Origin of the sequence: Conchiformibius steedae, from assembly GCF_014054725.1 — a bacterium.
Taxonomy (GTDB): Bacteria; Pseudomonadota; Gammaproteobacteria; order Burkholderiales; family Neisseriaceae; genus Conchiformibius; species Conchiformibius steedae.
On sequence record NZ_CP059563.1, the window covers coordinates 473,687 to 488,428 of the forward strand.

Annotated in this window: 21 protein-coding genes and 2 pseudogenes; 13 read left to right on the forward strand and 10 right to left on the reverse strand. The window is 45.6% G+C overall.

Annotated features, from left to right (window positions below; all coding sequences use genetic code 11):
- Positions 1-231 precede the first annotated feature (231 nt).
- On the reverse strand, positions 232-426 hold the full coding sequence (locus tag H3L98_RS02725; RefSeq protein ID WP_027022451.1) for a helix-turn-helix domain-containing protein: 195 nt from the start codon (positions 424-426) through the stop codon (positions 232-234).
- 130 nt (positions 427-556) lie between these two features.
- On the opposite strand from H3L98_RS02725, the gene H3L98_RS02730 reads away from it, so the two are divergent.
- Together H3L98_RS02730 and H3L98_RS02735 are read left to right on the forward strand one after the other, a co-directional pair.
- Positions 557-1,207, forward strand: coding sequence for an IS1595 family transposase (locus H3L98_RS02730; RefSeq protein ID WP_182078447.1), 651 nt, complete (start codon positions 557-559; stop codon positions 1,205-1,207).
- Positions 1,208-1,244: 37 nt separating this feature from the next.
- Positions 1,245-1,568, forward strand: a complete 324-nt coding sequence (locus H3L98_RS02735; protein WP_027022436.1) for a hypothetical protein — start codon at positions 1,245-1,247, stop codon at positions 1,566-1,568.
- A 167-nt stretch (positions 1,569-1,735) separates the two neighbouring features.
- On the opposite strand, the gene H3L98_RS02740 is transcribed toward H3L98_RS02735, so the two are convergent.
- Positions 1,736-3,928: a copper-transporting P-type ATPase gene (locus H3L98_RS02740; RefSeq protein WP_425528222.1), complete on the reverse strand. Its 2,193-nt coding sequence runs from the start codon at positions 3,926-3,928 to the stop codon at positions 1,736-1,738.
- Positions 3,929-4,234: 306 nt separating this feature from the next.
- Positions 4,235-4,981, reverse strand: a complete 747-nt coding sequence (gene copM / locus H3L98_RS10985) for a CopM family metallochaperone (protein WP_027022438.1) — start codon at positions 4,979-4,981, stop codon at positions 4,235-4,237.
- 392 nt (positions 4,982-5,373) lie between these two features.
- Here copM and cueR point away from each other — a divergent pair, with 392 nt between their 5' ends.
- Both cueR and arsB read left to right on the forward strand, forming a co-directional pair.
- Positions 5,374-5,763 carry a Cu(I)-responsive transcriptional regulator gene (gene cueR / locus H3L98_RS02750; RefSeq protein WP_027022439.1) on the forward strand — a complete coding sequence of 130 codons (390 nt, stop codon included), beginning with the start codon at positions 5,374-5,376 and terminating at the stop codon, positions 5,761-5,763.
- A gap of 48 nt (positions 5,764-5,811) precedes the next feature.
- Positions 5,812-6,561, forward strand: a complete 750-nt coding sequence (gene arsB / locus H3L98_RS02755; RefSeq protein WP_084481910.1) for an ACR3 family arsenite efflux transporter — start codon at positions 5,812-5,814, stop codon at positions 6,559-6,561.
- Between the two features lie 83 nt (positions 6,562-6,644).
- On the opposite strand, the gene H3L98_RS02760 is transcribed toward arsB, so the two are convergent.
- Positions 6,645-7,259: a cation diffusion facilitator family transporter gene (locus H3L98_RS02760; RefSeq protein WP_010907412.1), complete on the reverse strand. Its 615-nt coding sequence runs from the start codon at positions 7,257-7,259 to the stop codon at positions 6,645-6,647.
- 71 nt (positions 7,260-7,330) lie between these two features.
- Between H3L98_RS02760 and H3L98_RS02765 the strand changes: the two genes are divergently transcribed.
- The 3 genes from H3L98_RS02765 to H3L98_RS11070 all read left to right on the forward strand — a co-directional run bounded on the left by H3L98_RS02765 (position 7,331) and on the right by H3L98_RS11070 (position 8,103).
- The gene (locus tag H3L98_RS02765; RefSeq protein ID WP_010907411.1) at positions 7,331-7,729 is read left to right on the forward strand and encodes a Cd(II)/Pb(II)-responsive transcriptional regulator; all 399 of its coding nucleotides are present in this window, start codon (positions 7,331-7,333) and stop codon (positions 7,727-7,729) included.
- A 38-nt stretch (positions 7,730-7,767) separates the two neighbouring features.
- Positions 7,768-7,914 carry a hypothetical protein gene (locus H3L98_RS11065; protein WP_021265396.1) on the forward strand — a complete coding sequence of 49 codons (147 nt, stop codon included), beginning with the start codon at positions 7,768-7,770 and terminating at the stop codon, positions 7,912-7,914.
- Between the two features lie 69 nt (positions 7,915-7,983).
- Positions 7,984-8,103, forward strand: a complete 120-nt coding sequence (locus H3L98_RS11070; protein ID WP_123956071.1) for an arsenical resistance-3 family transporter — start codon at positions 7,984-7,986, stop codon at positions 8,101-8,103.
- 52 nt (positions 8,104-8,155) lie between these two features.
- Here H3L98_RS11070 and H3L98_RS02780 read toward each other — a convergent pair whose 3' ends face one another.
- Both H3L98_RS02780 and H3L98_RS02785 read right to left on the reverse strand, forming a co-directional pair.
- Positions 8,156-9,145, reverse strand: coding sequence for a zinc-dependent alcohol dehydrogenase family protein (locus H3L98_RS02780; protein ID WP_027022440.1), 990 nt, complete (start codon positions 9,143-9,145; stop codon positions 8,156-8,158).
- Positions 9,146-9,169: 24 nt separating this feature from the next.
- Positions 9,170-9,442 carry a nitroreductase family protein gene (locus H3L98_RS02785; RefSeq protein WP_051532128.1) on the reverse strand — a complete coding sequence of 91 codons (273 nt, stop codon included), beginning with the start codon at positions 9,440-9,442 and terminating at the stop codon, positions 9,170-9,172.
- 61 nt (positions 9,443-9,503) lie between these two features.
- On the opposite strand from H3L98_RS02785, the pseudogene H3L98_RS02790 reads away from it, so the two are divergent.
- The 4 genes and pseudogenes from H3L98_RS02790 to H3L98_RS02805 all read left to right on the forward strand — a co-directional run bounded on the left by H3L98_RS02790 (position 9,504) and on the right by H3L98_RS02805 (position 11,350).
- A pseudogene (locus tag H3L98_RS02790) lies at positions 9,504-10,167 on the forward strand (IS1595 family transposase).
- A 44-nt stretch (positions 10,168-10,211) separates the two neighbouring features.
- The gene (locus tag H3L98_RS02795; protein ID WP_027022448.1) at positions 10,212-10,577 is read left to right on the forward strand and encodes a hypothetical protein; all 366 of its coding nucleotides are present in this window, start codon (positions 10,212-10,214) and stop codon (positions 10,575-10,577) included.
- A gap of 273 nt (positions 10,578-10,850) precedes the next feature.
- On the forward strand, positions 10,851-11,039 hold the full coding sequence (locus tag H3L98_RS02800; protein WP_156932327.1) for a hypothetical protein: 189 nt from the start codon (positions 10,851-10,853) through the stop codon (positions 11,037-11,039).
- Complete coding sequence (locus H3L98_RS02805) at positions 11,033-11,350, forward strand: hypothetical protein (RefSeq protein WP_027022449.1); 318 nt, start codon at positions 11,033-11,035, stop codon at positions 11,348-11,350. Before H3L98_RS02800 ends, H3L98_RS02805 begins: the two co-directional genes overlap by 7 nt.
- A gap of 214 nt (positions 11,351-11,564) precedes the next feature.
- Here H3L98_RS02805 and H3L98_RS10900 read toward each other — a convergent pair whose 3' ends face one another.
- The 4 genes and pseudogenes from H3L98_RS10900 to H3L98_RS02820 all read right to left on the reverse strand — a co-directional run bounded on the left by H3L98_RS10900 (position 11,565) and on the right by H3L98_RS02820 (position 13,441).
- Positions 11,565-11,753 carry a hypothetical protein gene (locus tag H3L98_RS10900; protein WP_027022450.1) on the reverse strand — a complete coding sequence of 63 codons (189 nt, stop codon included), beginning with the start codon at positions 11,751-11,753 and terminating at the stop codon, positions 11,565-11,567.
- Positions 11,754-11,790: 37 nt separating this feature from the next.
- A pseudogene (locus H3L98_RS11045) lies at positions 11,791-11,964 on the reverse strand (hypothetical protein); the annotation flags it as partial.
- 440 nt (positions 11,965-12,404) lie between these two features.
- A complete protein-coding gene (locus H3L98_RS02815) occupies positions 12,405-12,653 on the reverse strand; it encodes a hypothetical protein (RefSeq protein ID WP_182078423.1) in 249 nt (82 codons plus the stop codon).
- A 47-nt stretch (positions 12,654-12,700) separates the two neighbouring features.
- On the reverse strand, positions 12,701-13,441 hold the full coding sequence (locus tag H3L98_RS02820) for a Fic family protein (RefSeq protein ID WP_182078449.1): 741 nt from the start codon (positions 13,439-13,441) through the stop codon (positions 12,701-12,703).
- A 43-nt stretch (positions 13,442-13,484) separates the two neighbouring features.
- Here H3L98_RS02820 and H3L98_RS02825 point away from each other — a divergent pair, with 43 nt between their 5' ends.
- Complete coding sequence (locus H3L98_RS02825; RefSeq protein WP_182078450.1) at positions 13,485-13,955, forward strand: hypothetical protein; 471 nt, start codon at positions 13,485-13,487, stop codon at positions 13,953-13,955.
- A gap of 141 nt (positions 13,956-14,096) precedes the next feature.
- Positions 14,097-14,705 (forward strand): PAQR family membrane homeostasis protein TrhA, encoded by a 609-nt coding sequence (gene trhA / locus H3L98_RS02830; protein ID WP_246327834.1) that lies wholly within the window; start codon positions 14,097-14,099, stop codon positions 14,703-14,705.
- Positions 14,706-14,742 lie beyond the last annotated feature (37 nt).

A 14,742-nucleotide genomic window follows, 5' to 3' on the forward strand; every position in this document is an offset into this window, starting at 1 on the left:
AGGTGCAGAGAAACCCACTGTCAGACAAAAATGCTTGACAGTGTTTTAGAAAACATGGAAAATCAAGACGTTCTGACACTTGCTTAAGTTTAGAACATCTCTAAAGGGTTAGCGAAGTTGGCGCTTTGCTAACCTTTTTTCCATGCTTAAAAATATACAAAACTCAATTTTTAAGATAAAATACAAAATTGAAGTTTTATATTCGGCACCAAAATATTTTTGGCAAAGCTGCTATTTCATAATGACCTCCCCTTCTTTTAAGCCTAAAAGAACGGCAATATCATGTGTTTGACCCCGTTTGCACGCAGCATGTCCGCTCAATACCCTTTGTACGGATTGATAGGAATAGCCGTGTTTCTTTGCCCAATCAACCATGGTAATCCCTTGTCTGTCAAGGTCTTTTCTGACTTGCTCTAAACTTTTCATAGCCCTGATTCAAATCAAAAATGCTTTGATAAATCTTCAATTATATTTGAAAATTTTGCCAAAGGCTATTTTAAATTAGGGGCTGTACTAGATAACTAGGGAAATCTAATTTCAGGTTAGAATAATCCCTATGAGAAGAAGTCGTTTAAGTCAGTACAAGCAAAACAAACTGATTGAACTGTTTATTGCAGGTGTTATCGCACGCACAGCAGCGCAATTAGTCGGCGTTAATAAAAACACTGCTGCCTATTATTTTCATCGTTTACGCTTACTGATTTTCCATAACAGCCTGCATCTGGAAATGTTTGATGGCGAAGTAGAGGTTGATGAAAGCTATTTTGGCGGACAGCGCAAAGGCAAACGCGGTCGCGGGGCAGCCAGCAAAGTCGCTGTATTTGGGCTTCTGAAGCGCAACGGCAAGGTTTACACCGTTGCTGTGCCCAATACACAAACTGCCACTTTATTGCCGATAATACGTGAGCAGGTAAAGCCTGACAGTATTGTTTATACTGATTGTTACAAAAGCTATGATGTACTTGATGTGAGTGAGTTTAGCCACTTTCGCATCAATCACAGCACACATTTTGCTGAACGACAAAATCATATTAACGGAATTGAGAACTTTTGGAATCAGGCAAAACGCCACTTACGGAAGTTTAACTGCATTCCCAAAGAGCATTTTGAACTGTATTTGAAGGAATGTGAATGGCGTTTTAACCACAGTGAAATAAAAGTTCAATTTTCCATTTTAAAACAATTAGTAAAGCAGAATTTATTCTAGTTATCTAGTACAGCCCCTTTTTGTAAATTAAATGGATATGCATAGATTAGAAACAGTCCTTTTTTCAAATGGAGAACGTTTTCCTATATTGGTTAATGTTAAAACTGGTATTCCTGATTTTTATTCAACCTTATGGGTAACTGTAGAACTACGTAATCAATCCGCAGTAAACACAATTAGAAATAAGCTGGGAACTATACAGTGGATAATGAATTGGGAAAAACAGAATAATCTTGTTATTAGTGATCTAATTCATAACAAAGTACTCTTAACAGAAAACCAATTAGAATCTCTTATCCAACATATGAGAATAAATGTAAAAAAGCGAAAGAATGTAATCAATACAAAAAAAGTGTGTTAATGAAAGGTAGGACTCAATTTATTGATATTTATTCTGCCGTATCTCTTAGTCATCGCCGTCTGAAAAAGTATTAAAGACCTTTTCAGACGGCATAAAAAACACCGCTTTATCAAAAGCGGTGTTTTTGAGGTCGTTTTGTCATTGGAAGAAGCCTGCGGGGCTGTTGTCTACAACTTGCTTTTGCGCAGCCGCAGTGCGTTGCCGACCACGGATGCCGAGCTTAGGCTCATCGCCAGTGCGGCAATCATCGGCGAGAGCAGCCAGCCGGTAAAGGGGTACAGCACGCCGGCGGCAACGGGAACCCCCAGACCGTTGTATAAGAAGGAAAATAACAGGTTTTCCTTCATATTGCGCACGGTGGCCTCAGACAATTTGCGTGCGGTGGCAATACCCCGCAAATCGCCTTTGACCAGCGTGATTTGCGCACTGCTCATTGCCACATCGGTGCCGGTACCCATTGCGATGCCGACATCGGCTTTGGCCAGTGCGGGGGCATCGTTGATGCCGTCGCCTGCCATTGCGACCACCCGCCCTTCGTTCTGAAGCCGCTCGATCAGTGCCAGTTTGTCGGCGGGCTTGACTTCGCCGTGCACTTCGTCGATGCCCAGTTTTGCGCCCACGGCGTTTGCCGTGGTCAATCCGTCGCCGGTTGCCATAATGATGCGCAGGCCGGCTGCTTTGAGCGAGGCCAATGCTTCGGGGGTGCTGTCTTTTACAGGATCGGAGACGGCAAGCAGTCCCGCAAGATGTCCGTCCGCAGCCAGATATATCACGCTGGCACCTTCACTGCGCAGGGATTCGGCCTGCTCGATCAGTGGTTCGACGCTAAGCCCGTTCTGCTGCATAAACGCCGTGTTGCCCAGTGCCAGCGCACGCCCTTCAACCACGCCGCTCACGCCGATGCCGCTGCCTGAATCAAACTGTTCGGGTTTGCTCAGCTTCAGCTGTTGTGCCCGTGCGGCCTGCACAATGGCGTCGGCCAGCGGGTGTTCGCTGCCCTGATCCAAGCAGGCGGCCAAACGCAGCACTTCTTCGGCGGAAAAGCCTGCTGCCGCAACGGCACGGTCAAAGGCGGGTCGGCCTTCGGTGAGTGTGCCGGTTTTATCAATCACCAAAGTGTCTACTCGCCGCAAGTTTTCGATAGCGGCGGCATCACGGAACAATATGCCCCTGCCTGCCCCGCGTCCTGTGGCGACCATCACCGACATCGGCGTGGCTAGTCCCAGTGCACAGGGGCAGGCGATAATCAAGACCGCAACGGCGTTGATCAACCCGAACACCCAAGACGGTTGCGGGCCGAACACGCCCCAGACAAAGAAAGTGGCAACGGCGACGGCGACAACCGCCAGTACGAAATAGCCTGCCACCCCGTCGGCCATACGCTGCATCGGTGCTTTGGAGCGCTGCGCCTGGGCCACCATCTGGACAATCTGCGAAAGCACGGTTTCCGAACCGATGCGCTCGGAGCGGATGACGAGCGCACCGCCGGTGTTGAGCGTGGCGCCGATGACTTTGTCGCCGGTGGCTTTGCGCACCGGCAGCGGCTCGCCGGTCAGTATCGATTCATCTACCGAGCTTGCGCCCTCAACCACCACGCCATCGACAGGCACTTTTTCGCCGGGGCGCACACGCAGAAGGTCGCCGATGTGGATGTGGCTGAGCGGCACATCTTCTTCAGCACCGCCCGGGCCGATACGCCGTGCGGTTTTGGGCGCCAGTCCGAGCAGGGTCTTGATTGCCGCCGAAGTCTGCGACCGGGCTTTGAGTTCGAGCATCTGGCCGAGCAAGGTCAGCGAGATGATGACGGCCACCGCCTCAAAATACACGCCGACCCGCCCCATCGATACAAACGATGCCGGAAAGATGCCGGGTGCAGCGGTGGCAACAACGCTGTAAACGAAGGCTGCACCCGTTCCCAGTGCAATCAGCGTCCACATATTGGGACTACGGTTTGCCAGCGACTGCCAACCCCGTGAGAAAAACGGCAGCCCCGCCCACAGCACGATCGGCAGCGACAGCACCAGCTCTACCCAGCTTTGTGCGGCCATATTCATCAGGTTCAGACGCTCGCCGAACATCGCCAGCACCAGCACTGCCGCCGTCAGGGGCAGCGTGTACCAAAAGCGTCGGGAAAAATCACGCAGCTCCGGATTGTCGTCGTCCAATTCAGGCATCAGCGGCTCCAATGCCATACCGCAAAGAGGGCAGTTGCCGGGGCGGTCTTGCCGGATTTCCGGATGCATCGGGCAGGTGTAGCCCGAAGCAGCCGCTGCATCGGACGGTGTCTGCACAGGGCGGTGCTGTCCGTGTCCGTGTCGGCACTCGTGGTGTTTGGGCGGTTTGTGTGTTTCTTGCTTCATCACAATTTCTCCTGTTGGGTTCATAGGGTCATCACCGGTCGTTTACCGAAAAAGCAGGTACGGATTGGGCCGGTCAGAATGACGGTTTTTTCAGGCTGCCTGCAAATACCGATGCCGTCTGAAAAAGCAGAAGGTTCAGAACATCGCTTGCCGATGTGTCCGACAAGTCGGCATCATCATTTCCTTGGGGCTTGTTTTAAAGGCTGCCTGAAAACCCCAAATGCCGTCTGAAAAAGCCTTAAACCTGTTTTCAGACGACCTCAAAAACACCGCTTTATCAAAAGCGGTGTTTTTGCCTTATTGCCCCTACTGTTTTAGCCAGTCTTGCATCAGCTTGATTTCAGGTTCTTGGGCTTTGATGATGTCTTGAGCGAGCTTTTTCATTTTTTCGTCTTTGCCGAACTGTAATTGCACTTTTGCCATCTCGACCGCCCCTTGATGATGCGGAATCATTGCTTTAGCAAAGGCAACATCAGGGTTTGGCTCATTGATTGCCGCCATCATCGCCTCGTGGTGCGCCTTGTCTGCGGCATAGGCCTTGGCGTGCGGGGCTTGCGGGTTTTGGGTTGCGGTGTCTTTACCCGCCAGCCAAGCGTTCATCAGGTCGATTTCACTTTGTTGCCCATCAATAATCACTTGGGCAAGTTTTCTCATTGTTTCGTCTTTGCCAAATTCAAGCTGTACTTTTGCCATCTCAACTGCTCCGATATGGTGCGGAATCATACCTTTGGCAAAAGCGGTATCAGCATCGGCAAGATTGCCCGCTTTGCTCATCTCATCGCCCATCTTGTTCATCATTGCAAGATAGGCTTGGGTATGGGGCGGAGCATTTTGAGTGTCCATCGCCATAGCAGAGTGGTTCATATGGGCGTGGTTCATCTCTGCGTGCCCGTTTTGGTTATTTGGGCTGTCGTGGGTGGTTTGGGTGTGGTTATTGTCGCCCACCATCGAGTGCGTCGGCACTTCGTTTTTGCCGTCGGCACAAGCGGTTAAAGTCGCCAAAATAAGGGCAAGGGCAGATAATTGTACGGCACGGTTTTTAAACATTTTCATTACAGTTTTCCTTATCAAAATGGGATTTGGCAAACATTGGGCAAACATAAGTCCGCCCAATGTTTTTTAGCTAATCAATTACTTGCAATCACAATCGCCACAAGTGCAGTTTTGACAAATGCACGGCTCGCCATTTTGGCAGTTGCATTTTGGATTGCAATTTTGCCCTGTGCAAGATTGGCAACCGCAGTGGGCGTTTGGGTTTTTGATGATGTCGTTCATAACAATTCTCCAAATTAAAGGTTGATTATCAAAACAAAGTGCTTTTAAGCGATTAAAAGCATTGCTTTTTTGTTTTGATGTGCGTATCATAAACCCTAACCTTACGTTAGGGTCAAGGGTTATTTTTACTTGATAACATTTTTTTACACACCACTCAATAAGGAGCAACAATGAACATCGGACAAGCGTCTAAATCTACACAACTTTCCGTCAAACAAATCCGTGATTATGAAAAAGCAGGCTTATTAATTAACCCATCACGCAGTGAAGCAGGTTATCGGATTTATAACTCCAATGACATCGCTCGGCTAAAATTCATCGCCAAAGCCCGCAGCGTCGGTTTTTCGCTTGCACAGATTGGCGAGCTTTTGGCACTGAAAGACAATCCACACCGCACAAGTGCTCAGGTCAAAACGCTCATCGCCAGTCATATTGATTTTTTATCCAATAAAATCAAAGAATTAAAATCAATGCAACACACCTTGCAAGCGTGGAGCGATGCCTGCGGGGGCGATGACAATCCCGACTGCCCCATCTTAAAAGGCTTGAGCGATTTTTAACCACCATCAAAGCAGATGAATGCCATAGCTTGATAACAGCCTTTTACGATGGCACTTGTGGGCTGGTTGTTTTTTCGGGTGTTTTTTGCAGGTTGGGTGGACGCACAGTCGGCACAAGAATACATTGCCGGCATGATTTTGCTGGGTGTGGCACCGTGTACGGCAATGGTGTTTGTGTGGTCGCAACTGGTCAAAGGCGACCCCAATTACACTTTGGTGCAGGTTTCGGTCAATGATTTGATTATGATTGTGGCGTATGCTCCGATTGCAGGCGTATTGCTCGGCGTAAGCGACATAGAAATTCCGTGGAATACCTTGATTTTAAGCACGGTTTTGTATGTGCTGTTGCCCTTGCTGGCAGGCTGGCTTACCCGCTCTTATTTACAAAAATCGGGTAAATCGGTGGCACAATTTTCAGGCAGCCTAAAACCCTTTTCCGTGATGGGCTTGATTTTGACGGTGGTGTTGCTATTCGCCTTTCAAGCCCAAACCATTATTGCCAACCCTTTGATTATTCTGATGATTGCTATTCCCCTGCTGGCACAGACTTACGGCATTTTTGCCTTGGCTCACGTTTTGGCAAAATGGCTCAAATTACCACACGAAATTTCCGCCCCTGCGTGCTTGATTGGCACGAGTAATTTTTTTGAATTGGCGGTGGCGGTGGCAATTTCTTTGTTCGGTTTGCACTCGGGGGCGGCATTGGCAACGGTGGTCGGTGTGCTGGTGGAAGTGCCTGTGATGCTCTCGCTGGTGTGGTGGATAAACCGAAAATCGCTGGGGAATAAAGGGGTGTAGGTTTTTCAGGCAGCCTGAAAGTTATTTTGCAAAATTTAAAAATAAAAACACCGCTTGAACATCAATCCAAACGGTGTTTTAAATTAACTGACTTTTAATTCCGCCCAAGCCCTTTTGATGATTTCTTGACTGGCTTGTAATGCCAAAAATGCCAAAACAAACGCCACAATTAAATCAGGATATTTTGATTGAAAAAAATAAACTGCCATACCCGCCAAAATTACCGCCACATTACCAATCGCATCGTTTCGGGAACACACCCACACACTGCGGACATTGCTGTCGCCATCACGAAATTTTAATAATATCAACAATGCCGACACATTGATCAATAACGCCAAAAATCCCACAATGCTCATTTCAGAATAACTGGGCATTTCCCCATAAAACACACGATAAATGGTTGTCATTAAAATAAATAAACCAAAACCGCCCATCGTTAGCCCCTTAACCATAGATGCTTTGGCTCGGTAACTTAACGCCATTGGCAAAACAATCAAACTTATCAAATAATTGGCACTGTCGCCCAAGAAATCCAAACTGTCCGACAACAGCGAAGTTGAACCTGATTTAACCCCCATCACAATTTCCACAAAAAACATTGATAAATTTAATATCAAGACAATCCACAAGGCTTTTTTGTACTTGGGCGATTGATGAATGGGCTGATTTGAACCACAACAATTTTGGCACGCCATTTTTTTGCTCCTGTTTTAAGATGAAATTTGCTATACTATAAACTCCGTAGTCATTACAGGGTCAAGCCAAAATGTCAAAATTTTTTAAAATAAAACAAGCCAGTGAACAAACAGGCGTACATTTGGAAACCATTCGTTATTATGAAAAACAAGGCTTAATCGCCCCTACACATCAACAAAACGGCTATCGTGTGTTTGATGAAAATCAGTTAGAACAATTACGCTTTATTAAAACTTGCCGTAATATCGGTCTTTCTTTAAGTAACATCAAAACGCTGTTGCAATTACAACAAACGCCTAACAAACAATGCAATGAAATCAATGCACTTGCCGAGCAACATTTGGCATATTTGGACGAACAAATCACAGAACTACAACAAGTTAAAACTTTTCTAATGCAATTTGTGGGTTGTGAAAATAAAACGGTTGATAAGTGTCAGATTATTCAAGGTATTAAAGAAAAAGAATAGCGGAATATTTTTCAGGCAGCCTGAAACCTTTTTCCATTATGGGTTTGATTTTGACGGTGGTGTTGCTGTTTGCCTTTCAAACCCAAACCATTATTGCCAATCCCTTGATTATTTTGCTGATTGCCATTCCCTTGCTGGCACAGACTTACGGCATTTTTGCCTTGGCTCACGTTTTGGCAAAATAGCTCAAATTACCACACGAAATTTCCGCCCCTGCGTGCTTGATTGGCACGAGTAATTTTTTTGAATTGGCGGTGGCAATTTCTTTGTTCGGTTTGCACTCGGGGGCGGCATTGGCAACGGTGGTCGGTGTGCTGGTGGAAGTGCCTGTGATGCTCTCGCTAGTGTGGTGGCTTAATCGGCAGGTAAAATAACGATGTGCCGTCTGAAACTTATTTTTCAGACGGCATATTTACCTTAAAACAATCAAACCTTTACCAAAATCTTCCCAATCTGTGTATTGCTTTCCATATAACGGTGAGCTTCCGCCATTTCATCAAAAGCAAAAACTTTGTCAATTTCTGGTTTTAATTGACCGCTTGCTAAGCCGTCAAACACGAATTTTTTCGCTTGAGCGAGTTTTTCTGGTACGGTAGTGATTTCAAACAATTCATAGCCTCGCACGGTTAAGTGTTTGCCTAAAATTGGGAACACAGGCACGGCGATGTCATCGTGGCTTAACGCCCCATAAATGATGTAGCGGCCGTCTTGTGCCATGGAGTTGATGATTTTGGCGGCTTCTTGTCCGCCCACAGGGTCAAACACCAAATTCACGCCTTTGCCGTTTGTGATTTCAAGGAGTTTGGCGGTTACATCGTCTTCGGTTGTCGCCACCACAAAATCCGCCCCTTTCTCCAAAAGCACATCGCCTTTGGCATGCGTGCGAGACAAGGCAATCATGGTTGCCCCTTGCATTCTGGCGATTTGAATGCTTGCCAAGCCGACTGAACTGGTCGCACCGCCCAGCACCACAAAATCTCCTTTTTGCACTTTGCCAAACTCAATCAGCCCGCCATAAGCGGTAACAAACTGCATCCAGCTTGCCGCCGCCTGCTCCATTGACAAATTGTCAGGGTGTTTGACGACTGCGTGTTTGGGCATATTGACAATCTCGCCGTAAGTGCCGTATTCGGTAAACATAAAAGACGGAATAATGCTCACCTTATCGCCAATGGCAACTTCGCTCACGCCCTCGCCCACCGCCACGACCACGCCTGCCCCTTCATAGCCCAAAGTCGCAGGAAACACAGGCTCAATCACATACGCCCCTTCACGGTACATCATCTCGGCACGGTTTAAGCCAATGGCGTGGATTTGGATTTGTACTTCATTTGCTTTTAGGGCGAGGATTTCTACATCTACGATTTGCAGGACATCAGGCGAACCTGTTTTTGTAAATTGGATTTGTTTGCTCATTTTTTTCTCTTTAATAAAATGGATTTAATCGTGGAAAAACACGGTTTCGCCTTGTGGGGCTCTGGGCTGACGAATGTCATTGGCTGGCGATTGGCTATCAGGTTTACCAAAAGACACGCCCACCATCAACTGATAATCATCAGATACGCCAAATTCTTCTCGTACCACATCAGGATACATCGCCAAGAGTAATTGTGGCACACTACCAAAGCCACGAGCAGTCAAAGACAACATAAAGGTTTGTACAATCATACCCACGTCCATTGCCGAAAAAACGTTGTCGCCAATTTTTGGCATAAAGAAAAAGGGGCTGTACTAGATAACTAGGGAAATCTAATTTCAGGTTAGAATAATCCCTATGAGAAGAAGTCGTTTAAGTCAGTACAAGCAAAACAAACTGATTGAACTGTTTATTGCAGGTGTTACCGCACGCACAGCAGCGCAATTAGTCGGCGTTAATAAAAACACTGCTGCCTATTATTTTCATCGTTTACGCTTACTGATTTACCAAAACAGCCTGCATCTGGAGATGTTTGATGGAGAAGTTGAAGCGGATGAGAGCTATTTTGGTGGTCAGCGCAAAGGCAAACGGGAAGGCAAACGGGGTCGTGGGGCAAACGGCAAAACTGCGGTATTTGGGCTTCTTAAGCGTAATGGCAAGGTTTACACTGTTGCGTATAGCGAATACGAAATCCACAACTTTGTTGCCAATCATTCGTGAGCAAGTGAAGCCCGACAGCATTGTTTATACTGATGGCTATACAAGTTATGATGTATTGGATGTGAGTGAATTTCATCATTTTCGCATCAATCACAGCACACACTTTGCGGAAGGCCGTAATCACATCAACGGAATTGAGAATTTTTGGAACCAGGTCAAACGCCATTTACGCAAGTTTAACGGTATTCCCAAAGCCCATTTTGAGCTATATTTGAAAGAGTGTGAATGGCGTTTTAATCACAGTGACTTAAAAAGTCAAATTTCCATTTTAAAAAAATTAGTTAAGGGAAGTTTAGCCTAGTTATCTAGGGCAGCCCCAAAAAAATTAAGCTAAGGGAAATATATATGAAAAATGAATTGAGATTGGCTATACAAGCTTTGGCTCAACCATCAAATATCCAAAAGAAACTCGTACAAAACAGTCCTATTGTTGGGGAAGAACTTATTTTATATTATTCTGATGCCATAGAAAGCTATTTTGAATCAGATCATCTAGATATGTCAGCTTCACAGAATATAGCATTAAAGCAATTAGATGATTTTATCTTAAGCAAAAGTGGACATGAATATCAAGATATTTGGCTCAATCCTGAGAAATTAGATGGAAGTGAATGGCAGCATATTCGTTATCTTGCAACTATTGTTGCAAAAGAATTTAATTGGACATTGGAATCACCCCAACCACTGTATACAATTATAATAAGCATATAGCAAGTGTAGATACCATCTTTCCCGTCAAGCCCCCGTAGCTGAAATTTCCATCTGACGGGACTGATAAACCGTTTGATGCTTCAATATGTCAAAGCAAGTATGCACCAGCCTGCACATTTTATACGGCACATTTGCCGGCAACGGATATACCCGCAGGCACAGAACCGGGGCAGGAAGCAGGATTAGTCAATTTTTGAAAAGCTTAAAACCATACGGAGTGATAGATATAAGCATCTCACGGATTTGCAGTTACAAACAAAAATTTCATATGTAATGCAAGGACAAAAAACTCTTGTTAATTCAGGAAAAACAATATATATATCTCCTGATAAAAAAGATATATTGATTATTGATCCATTAAATCCTATGGGAGGAACAATGTTTCCTAATGATAGAAATACGAAAAGAACTTCAGAATATCTCAATAACTTTATTCGTGAGGAAGGTGGTGTAAAATGGTAAAAAATAATATTATTGTAAAGGTATCAATTGATTATGGTGCGGAAGAATATATTTGGATATCAAGCTTTATTGAAATTCAGGATTTGCTAAACTGGTACCAATCTATTGAAAATATAGATTTATTAGGAGAGAAACTGCTAGAATGGATGAAGATAAATAAAGAATTATTTTTAATTAAGAATGATGAATACCTACAGGATCTTTATTACCAAAACAATCATTTTCCAACTATTATGCTTGAGAATAATTACTCATCTTTTTTATTTTATTTAGGTAAAAAATATTTACATAAAGGATATAAGCAAGCGTAGATACCATCTTCCCCGTCAAGCCCCCGTAGCTGAAATTTCCATCTGACGGGACTGATAAACCGTCTGATGCTTCAATACGCCAAAGCAAATATGCACCCTGCATCGGTGTTTTGTGCCTTGTCGGGGTTGTATTTCTTTGATACGACCACCATTTTATACGGCACATTTGCCGACAACGGATATACCCGCAGGCACAGAACCGGGGCAGGATTAGTCAATTCCCCACACGTTCCCAATCCGCCAATACCTGCCGCAGGGTATCGGCCAACTGGTCGACAATGAAGCGTGTAAACGGCAGAATATCGCCATTGTCCGCATCGTTCAAATATTGCAGATAAAAATGTTTTTCTTCTTTTTTGACGACTGCGGGCGGATAACCGTTTTTCATCAGAATAATATTCATCAAAATTCTTGCACCGCGCCCGTTCGTCATCAAAAGGGTGGATTCTAACCATATTGTAATGCACCACCGCCGCCAGCAGTACAGGGTGGACAGAACCGTGAGCGATATAGTCTGTTAGTTCCCGTATCTGAACAGTCAGGTGTTCAGGCTGTTCACACGCTTGGTTTGTCGGTAAAAACATTGGCGCAGGGCAGACACCATATAGCAGCATTGCGTTAATATGCTGTATCAACTCTCCCGTTATCGTGCTGTGTGTTGAAACCGTTTCAAATAAATAATCAACGGTTTGGGCATGGTTTTGAGCCGCCAAAAAATCCTGAAGCGGTTTACCCTGAACGGTTAAACTTTCTTGTAAAAAGAAAATCGTATCGCTTAAAGTTAGTGTTGAGCCTTCAATCGCATTGCTGTGCTAGGTCCACAAAGCGTGTAGCTTTTCCCCGCGTAACCCGCCATAAATCCGAGTGTTCGGGAACGCAGTGTTTGTAGCGGATAAAGCGTTCATGCAGTTTGTCCACTTCATTAAGCAAGGGCAGTAAGGATTCGGGGGTATGCTTGGGGTAGATGCTACGGTGCGGCGACCGATGGGGTGGCTTCATCAGGAAAAGTATCTTTGCTGTTTAGGGGATTTCTATTTTCAATATCGTTATACCCTTAAGCATTTTTTTGAAATTGGGGAAGTAAGGGCAATTCCTTGTATTTTTTAATCATCTCTTGAAGAGGCTTGACTTCCGAATCCAAATCAATTTCTTCATGCGGTGTCGCATAAGTCCAATGTCTTTTTTCTGCCAAAAAGTCCATTAACTCTTCATATTGTTCAGAGTTTTCCATTCTTAAAGCAACGATTGATGTTGCATAAGCAATCAGGTCAATCAGACTTTCTTTTTCCATAATGGTCGCCATTTTTTAGTCCTCTTGAATGTGTTGGGGTTATGGGCGGTATTGATTGTTCAGGCAGCCCGTCTGCATTCGGGGGCAGGTTTCGGTTCATAACGTGCTACGGTTTGTTTATAGGCATGGATAAAAGCATTTCTGCTGTTTGAAGAATTGTTGTTTTCAACATCGCACCCAAAGCTTTCCGCATCATCTTGGTTGCCGTCTGCCCAAAATACGCAGGGAAATAATCCCGCATTCATCAATACAAACGCTGTGGTATGACGGGCAGTGCGTTTGCTGCCGTAGGGGAAACGGTTGCCGTCTGCCAGATAATTGTAGCAATACAAGGCTCTGTCAAACGGGTTATGCAGTTTTTGTTCTTCGGTCATTAAGCGGTTTAACTCTGCTGCCGGATAAGCTGAATGATGGGAAACTGGTTTGTCCTGCTGATGCGGCGGCAAATCTTGTGTAATCAAAGCATGGCTGTTGATAATAAAGTCTTGAATGCTTGTGTGCTTAGCATCAAAGCACGATAACAGGTACTGATAGCTGCGCCACAAGTTTAACAGCATAACGGCATCGGCAAACGGTTTGGCGGCGGTACGCCCGTTTTTCAACAGGGTAAGCGTATCGTGCCAGTCGTAGCGGCTGCCTGACAGTCGTGCCGAGTGGTAAACAAAATCCATACCGATTTCTTCCTGATTGCGTGCGGAAGACAGTAGTACGGATAAAGGCAGACGCTGGCTTAATCGGTGCAGGTATTGTTGTTCTGCCACATTAAACAGCATTGACGGAGTTAAATCGGAACGGCACATATTGGCTGAATGGTAAAATATGTATTTTGCTGGGAAATTTAGAATGTCCCTAATTATCCCACCCACCAGCCGACAATGTTACATCAGCCTGATGGTCGCGCTCAACATTCACAGTCCCAACGGTACGGGCGATTGGCATTCTGCTGCTACTTTTGCCAAGCCTATGCTCCTGCATCTGTATGTGTGTGGCGACAACCAGCCCTACAATACCAATCCGCTTTTGGGTAGTGCCGGTGTGATTAACGGCACACAAAGGCTGAAACGTATGGGCATTGTTTCCGAACACACACCGGTTTTTATCGCCGACCACCCGCGAGCCTGTTTTGATTTGCTGTATGTGATGGTTTTACAGCAAGGCGCAATCAGAAGTGTGATTTTAGACGATTGGTTTCCCTGCTTTGCAGACAAACAGGCAGTGTATGCCTTAATTTGGCAAGCAGAACCACATTTAAGGTCGCAACAGCAGGAAAGGCTGACATTGTGGAAGCAAAGAAACCCGTTAAGCCGTGATTAAGATTTTGGTGGCGGAGTACCATGCGCTTTTGGGTAAATTGGAGGCGTATGTGCGAACTGGTGCGGTTGGGGGCATTATGATGAGAATAAGTGGACTATTTGCCCATGCGCGTGGTGGTAGACAAGCCTATGCGAATGGGTGGTGGATTGGGGGAGAATACTCAATTTGGCGGGTACGCTGCTGGCAGTATCGGGTTTGGGGCTGATGTTGTGGCACACCGTTCCGCAGAATGATGCCTACCGCATTACGGGCGCGGCGGTGTATGGGGCATGTTTGGTGCTGCTGTATTTGGGTTCAACGGTTTACCACAGCGTGCGCCCGCCGCGTGCCAAAGCCGTTTTGCAGAAAATAGACCATTGCGCGATTTATCTTTTGATTGCGGGAAGTTATACGCCGTTTACTTTGGTAACTTTGCGCGGAGTGTGGGGTTGGTCGCTGCTGGCGGTGGTGTGGTCGTTGTGCGTGTTCGGTATTGTGCAAGAGCTGACGCTTGGGCGGCGCACGCGCAAGTTATCGATGATTTTGTATGTGCTGATGGGCTGGATGGTGTTGGTGGCGGCGTATCCTTTGGTGAAAAACCTGCCTGCGTGGGGACTGTTTTGGCTCGCATTGGGCGGCGTATTGTACAGCGCGGGCATTTATTGGTTTATCAATGATGAAAAAATCCGCCACGGACACGGTATTTGGCATTTGTTTGTACTCGGTGGTAGCCTGTCGCAGTTTGTCAGTGTATATTTTTATGTTTTATAAAGAAAAATAAATTTTTCTACATATTGAAAGCTGCTTA